The organism is Stenotrophomonas sp. 2YAF22 (assembly GCF_052114665.1).
Lineage (GTDB): Bacteria > Pseudomonadota > Gammaproteobacteria > Xanthomonadales > Xanthomonadaceae > Stenotrophomonas > Stenotrophomonas indicatrix.
In genome coordinates, this window is record NZ_JBFRFE010000407.1 from 1 (window position 1) to 3,982 (window position 3,982).

Annotated in this window: 5 protein-coding genes and 1 pseudogene; all 6 read left to right on the forward strand. The window is 66.3% G+C overall.

What is annotated here, in order from left to right; translation table 11 throughout:
* Window positions 1–329, forward strand: a pseudogene (locus AB4Y84_RS15430) (CDP-diacylglycerol--serine O-phosphatidyltransferase); the annotation flags it as partial.
* Window positions 330–351: 22 nt separating this feature from the next.
* Window positions 352–1,440, forward strand: coding sequence for a class III poly(R)-hydroxyalkanoic acid synthase subunit PhaE (phaE, locus tag AB4Y84_RS15435; protein WP_442244534.1), 1,089 nt, complete (start codon window positions 352–354; stop codon window positions 1,438–1,440).
* A 3-nt stretch (window positions 1,441–1,443) separates the two neighbouring features.
* Window positions 1,444–2,511 (forward strand): class III poly(R)-hydroxyalkanoic acid synthase subunit PhaC, encoded by a 1,068-nt coding sequence (locus AB4Y84_RS15440; protein WP_442244535.1) that lies wholly within the window; start codon window positions 1,444–1,446, stop codon window positions 2,509–2,511.
* Window positions 2,508–2,876, forward strand: a complete 369-nt coding sequence (locus AB4Y84_RS15445; RefSeq protein WP_230113314.1) for a YfeK family protein — start codon at window positions 2,508–2,510, stop codon at window positions 2,874–2,876. The genes AB4Y84_RS15440 and AB4Y84_RS15445 overlap by 4 nt, the downstream gene beginning before the upstream one ends.
* A gap of 50 nt (window positions 2,877–2,926) precedes the next feature.
* Window positions 2,927–3,130, forward strand: a complete 204-nt coding sequence (locus AB4Y84_RS15450) for a PspC domain-containing protein (protein ID WP_025879254.1) — start codon at window positions 2,927–2,929, stop codon at window positions 3,128–3,130.
* The gene (locus tag AB4Y84_RS15455) at window positions 3,127–3,579 is read left to right on the forward strand and encodes a hypothetical protein (RefSeq protein ID WP_312785654.1); all 453 of its coding nucleotides are present in this window, start codon (window positions 3,127–3,129) and stop codon (window positions 3,577–3,579) included. Before AB4Y84_RS15450 ends, AB4Y84_RS15455 begins: the two co-directional genes overlap by 4 nt.
* The last annotated feature ends 403 nt before the right edge of the window (window positions 3,580–3,982 follow it).

Here is a 3,982-nt window from a genome sequence, read left to right on the forward strand (position 1 = left end):
ATGCCTGTGGCATGCAGGGGGGCTGGGACTGGCTGGTGCTGAGCTACTTCGTCTGCTGCGGCGTCAGCCGCCTGGCCCGTTACAACGTGACCGCCGAGGCAATGAGCGGTGACGAAGGCAAGGTGAAGTACTTCGAAGGAACGCCGATTCCCACCAGCCTGGCGCTGGTGATCGTGCTGGCGATCGCCGCCGGCACCGATGCCATCGGCCACGACCTGTGGCTGGGCCAGTGGCAGATCGGCCCCTGGCAGCTGCATCCGTTGGTGCTGCTGTTCGCGTTGTCCGGGTCGCTGATGATCAGCAAGACCCTGCGCATTCCCAAGCCATGACCCAGCCCTGCGGAGGAGCGCGATGACCAGCTCGGCCAATGACGCCGGCAGCAGCGATTTCGAGAACCTCGCCCGGCAGTACTTCGGCGCCTGGGGTGATGCCTTGCGCCATGCAGCCGTGCCGGGAACCCCGGCTGGCGACGACCCGGGCAGCTGGAAGCGCCTGTTCGACTGGTGGGGCCAACTGCTGCCCGGGACCGGTGCTGCCGCGCCCGAAGAGGCGGTGCGGCGGTTCCGCGAGCAGGCTGGCAGCTGGTACGGCACCATGCAGGAAGTCGCTGCACGCTTTGCCGGCCGCGATGCCAGCAGTGCCGAGGTCGCCCAGGCCTGGCGTGAAGCGGTGAAGGGGCAGGGCGACGGCATGCTGCAATGGATGCTGCAGGGGGCCCGCGGCAGCACCCATGTGGACGCTGCTCCGCCCGAGTTTACGGCGTGGTTCCAGCAGTTGCAGACGCTGGCTGGCCCTTGGCTGCAGAGCCCGGCGTTCGGGCCCGGCCGCGAGCACCAGGCACGGTGGCAGGCCCTGCTGCGCGCGCAGGAGGAGTACCAGCAGCATTCGCAGGCCTATGTCGAGCAGATCAAGCAGGCACTGGAAGAGGCGTTCGACCTGTTCGAGCAGCGCCTGGCCGAACACGAGCAGCCCGGCAGCCAGCTGACCAGCGCCCGGGCGATGTTCGATCTGTGGATTGAAGTGGCCGAGGAGGCCTACGCCAAGGTGGCCATGTCCGAGCCGTTCCAACAGGTGTATGCCTCGCTGGGCAACGCACAGATGCGCCTGCGCGCAGGCCTGCAGCGCGAGGTTGAACAGATGAGTGAACGCATCGGCCTGCCCACCCGCAGCGAGATGGATGCCGCCCACCGTCGCATCGCCGAGCTCGAGCGCAGCCTGCGCCGGGTGCAGGCACAGGTGGCGGTGCTTGTCGGTACCGATACGGTCGATCCGGTGGCCCAGCCGGCGCCTGCCAGGGTCAAGCCCGCCGCGCGCAAGCCTGCGGCGAAGAAGGCGGCGAGCAGGGCCGCGCCGGTGAAGAAGCCTGCAGCGAAGAAGGCTGCAGCGAAGAAAGCGTCAGCGAAGAAGTCCACCACCCGCGCGACCACGCGGAAGTCGTAAGCCATGAAAGGACCGCTGGGCTTCAATGCCGATGACCTGATGCAGGAGGCCCTGGCCATGCAGCGCAAGCTGATGGAAGGGTTGAAGCTGTTGCCGCAGGTGGAGGATGTCGACTATGGCGCCACCGCCCGCGAGGAAGTCTGGCGCGATGGCAAAGTTGTGCTGTATCGCTTCGTCGGCGAGAACGCGCCGGTGCGCCGCACACCGCTGCTGATCGTGTACGCACTGGTCAACCGCCCGTACATGGTGGACCTGCAGGCCGATCGGTCGCTGGTGCAGAAGCTGCTGGCCTTGGGCCAGGACGTATATGTGCTGGACTGGGGTTATCCGGACCGTTCCGAACGCTACCAGACGCTTGAGGACTATCTGCTGCGCTACATCGATGGCGCGGTGGATGCGCTGCGCGCGCGCAGTGGTGGAACGGTCGACATGCTCGGCATCTGCCAGGGCGGCGTGTTCGCCCTGTGCTACGCCGCACTGCGGCGGCAGAAGCTGGGCAACCTGATCACCATGGTCACCCCGGTCGACTTCCAGACCGCCGACAACATGTTGTCGCACTGGGCCCAGCAGGTGGATGTGGATCTGCTGGTGGATACGCTGGGCAACATCCCGGCCGATCTGATGAATGCCAGCTACCTGATGCTCAAGCCATTCCGCCTGAACGTGCAGAAGTACGTGGGCCTGCTCGACATCCTCGATGACAAGGCGGCGCTGGAGGATTTCCTGCGCATGGAAAAGTGGATCTTCGACTCGCCGGACCTCGCGGGTGAAGCCTTCCGCGAGTTCATCAAGCAGTTCTACCAGGGCAACGGCCTGGTCAATGGCACCGTGCGCATCGGCGAAGAGGCGGTGGATCTGTCGCAGGTGACCCTGCCGGTGCTGAACATCTACGCCGAACAGGATCACCTGGTGCCACCGGATGCATCGCGCGCGATGCGTGGCCGGCTGGGCACGCAGGACTACACCGAATCCAGTTTCCGCGGTGGGCATATCGGCATCTACGTCTCCGGCCGCGCACAGCGCGAAGTGCCGGCGACCATCGACAACTGGCTGAAGGAACGCACGCCATGAAGTATTCGCCTTTGGTCGCGCTTGCGCTGGCCCTTGCATCGGGCGTTGCCGGCGCAGCGCCGAGCGCCGATGCGCGCCGCGAGATCACGCAGCTGATTGGCAGCCTGGACGGCTCTCAGTGCCAGTTCCAGCGCAATGGCAGCTGGTACGGTCCCGCCGATGCGCGGGCTCACCTGCAGCGCAAGTACGACTACCTGCTGAAGAAGGACATGGTCGACACCGCCGAGCAGTTCATCGAGCGTGCGGCCAGCCAGAGCAGCATGAGTGGCAAGGCGTACCGGATCCGTTGCCCCGGCCAGCCCGAACAGACCTCCGCGGCGTGGTTCGGCGCGCGCCTGCAGGCGTTGCGCCAACGCACGCCGTAGACACGGCAGGCGCTACAGTGGCCGCAGCCAGTCAGCCGGGAGACCTCGCCATGAACGCTGTGCCGCGCACCCTGTCGCGCTCGCTGAACGACCGCATGATTGCCGGGGTGATGGGCGGCATCGCCCATCGTTTCGGCTGGAACCCGACCCTGGTACGGGTGCTGTATGTGGTGGTCTCGCTGGCGTCGGCCGCCTTCCCCGGCATCCTGGTCTACCTGCTGCTGTGGCTGCTGATCCCCAACGAGGCGGATTGAACACCGCGTCCCGTCCCTGGCCGATCTGGCTGCGCGCGCTGCAGCTGCTGGGCGCGCTGTGGACCGTGCCCAATACCCTGATCGGCCTGCTTGGCGGTCTGGCCGGGTTGCTGGGTGGTGCGAAGATGCGCTGGAGCGGTCGTGATTGCGCGGTGGTGTTCGACCATTGGCCGTGGGGACCGGGCGGAGCGATCACCCTGGGCAACGTGATCCTGCACACCGGCCACGACCTGGGCATGTGCTGCCGTACCTACGCGCATCAGGCGGGATGGGGCGTGGAGCCATTGATCCGGCTGGATGACCATGAGCGTGCGCACGTGTACCAGTATCTGGTGCTGGGGCCGCTGTACCTGCCGGTGTATCTGCTGTGTGGTGGTGTCAGCGCGCGTAATCCGTTCGAGCGTGCGGCCGATCATTACGCGCGGTTCGGGCATGGCTGGTGGCCGTAGATTCCGGCCAACGGCGCAGCCCCTCGTGGGTGGTCGCGAAATGCGATTCATGTGATTGGGCCGGGCGGGGTGGGTTCGCGGGACACGCCGTAAACCCGTCCCTGGGGGCTCGATGGCGCCATCCATGGCGCCAACGGTCCCGCGAACCCACCCCGCCCGACCCCTGACAGTTTCCGCGCGCATCCAGCCACGGAGAAGAAAAAGAACAGCAGAAGCGGGTCGCGCGCTGCGCTTGCTCGTGCAGAGCCCAGCCTGTGCTCGGCTCTACAAAAAAGCGGCCAGACAGGCCGCTTTTGCTTTTGATCTTCTTTTTCTTTTCCGTGGGTGGCGGCAGGCACCAGGAACTTGTCAGCGGCCGGGTGGGTAGGCATTGCGGGGTGTCCGCGGCATGGATGCCGCGGCC

What these genes read in the sequence shown, in the direction of transcription:
- AB4Y84_RS15440 (WP_442244535.1), top strand. Translation starts at nt 1,444, where the DNA reads ATGAAAGGACCGCTGGGCTTCAATGCCGATGACCTGATGCAGGAGGCC.
- AB4Y84_RS15450 (WP_025879254.1), top strand. Translation starts at nt 2,927, where the DNA reads ATGAACGCTGTGCCGCGCACCCTGTCGCGCTCGCTGAACGACCGCATG.
- phaE (WP_442244534.1), top strand. Translation starts at nt 352, where the DNA reads ATGACCAGCTCGGCCAATGACGCCGGCAGCAGCGATTTCGAGAACCTC.
- AB4Y84_RS15445 (WP_230113314.1), top strand. Translation starts at nt 2,508, where the DNA reads ATGAAGTATTCGCCTTTGGTCGCGCTTGCGCTGGCCCTTGCATCGGGC.